The 1,575-nt window shown below is 73.1% G+C and carries 1 protein-coding gene; it reads left to right on the top strand.

The annotated features are described in order from the left end of the window. On the top strand, positions 1 to 1,575 hold a 1,575-nt coding region (locus ABD067_RS13045; RefSeq protein ID WP_343895745.1), incomplete at both ends, for a VCBS domain-containing protein.

Below are 1,575 nucleotides of genomic sequence, written 5' to 3'. Positions count from 1 at the left end.
CGAGGCGGGCGAAGCCTCCGCCCGACGCACGCGGATCGGCCTCCGCGTCGTCGACGCGGACGGCACGGCGCGCTCCGCCATGGCGGCCATCGGCGACGGCACCGACCCCGTGGTGCCGAGCACGATCCGCATCGCGTCGCTTTCCGGCGGCGGCTTCGTCGTGGCTTGGGCCGGCCAGGACGACAACCAAGTCCGCGGTCAAGTCTTCTCGGCGGACGGTGAGCCGGTAGGCGCCCGCTTCCTCGCCCACTCCGACGGTGCGCCGGGCACGCAGCTCGACCCGCGCGTGGCCGGCACCACGGACGGCGGCTTCGTGCTGCTCTGGTCGGAGCAGGCCGGGCTCGACGTGGACGTCTACGCGCAGGAGTTCACCGCGGCCGGCACGGCGCGGGCGCCGGGCTTCCAGGTCAACCTGCAAACCCCCGGCGCGCAGGACTCCGCCGAAATCATCGCCCTGCCGGGCGGCGGCTTCGCGGCGACTTGGTTGTCGCACACCCTGGCGGGGGACGCCGTCCTCGGCCGCGTGGTCGGGGCGGGCGGGACCGGCACGGGAACGCAGCTGGTCACGATCACGCTCAACGGGGCGAACGACGCGCCGACGGCCGAGGCGCTCACCCTGAACCAGTTGCAGGAGTCCGGCCACAACGTGGCGGGCACCACGACGCTTTCCGCCAACCTCTCGGCGGCCGGCGTCTGGGCCGATGCCGACGCTGGTGAGGCGCAATCGCTTCGGGTGGTCCGGGCGGGCGGCCAGGGCGGCCCGCAATCCGCCCTGGCCTTCGACCCCGTCACGGGCGAAGCGACGGTCCAGGGCACCTACGGCCGGTTGTTCTTGGAGGCAGATGGCGGGCTGCGCTACGTCCTCGACCAAGCGGACACCGACACCCAAGCGCTGCTCGCCGGCCAAATCGCGCAGGAGGTGTTCGCCTATACGGTGGCGAACGGCGCCGGACCCGGAAACGAGGCCGCGTCCACGGTCACCGTGCGCGTCCGCGGGGCGAACGACGCCCCGACAGCGAGGTCGGCCAGCGGCGCCGTCGTCCTCGAAGGACGGGCCAACCAAGTCACGGGCCCGGTGGAACGCACCGGCACGGTGGCGGACAATGTCGCCGATCCGGACGCCGGGCAGAGCGCCTTGCTGAACGTCTTCCGCGCCTCGGTCCAAGGCGCGCCGACCGCCAAGCTGACCTTCGGCCCATCGGGGGAGGCGGCGGTCGCCGGCACCTACGGCACCCTCTTCCTCCAAGCGGGTGGCGCCTGGCGCTACGTGCTGGACCAAGCCGATCCCGACACGCTGGCGCTCGGGGCTGGGGCGCGCGTGGCGGACGGCTTCTCCTACACCGTTGTCAACGGCCCGATCGCGGCGAACAACACAAGCCCCGGCAACGAGGCGACGGCGGGCATCACCATCGACATCCGGCTGCCCGACTGGATCGGCACGGAAGGCGCCGACCAGCTCAAGGGCAACGCCGGAGCCAATCTGCTGTCAGGTTTCGGCGGCGCCGATACGCTGCTGGGCCTTGGCGGCGCCGACACGCTGCTGGGCGGGGCCGGGGACGACACGCTGGACGGCGG

This window comes from Craurococcus roseus (assembly GCF_039523795.1).
GTDB classification, from domain to species: domain Bacteria; phylum Pseudomonadota; class Alphaproteobacteria; order Acetobacterales; family Acetobacteraceae; genus Craurococcus; species Craurococcus roseus.
Note: the sequence above shows the minus strand (reverse complement) of the source record. Positions and strands in the feature narration are given on the sequence as shown.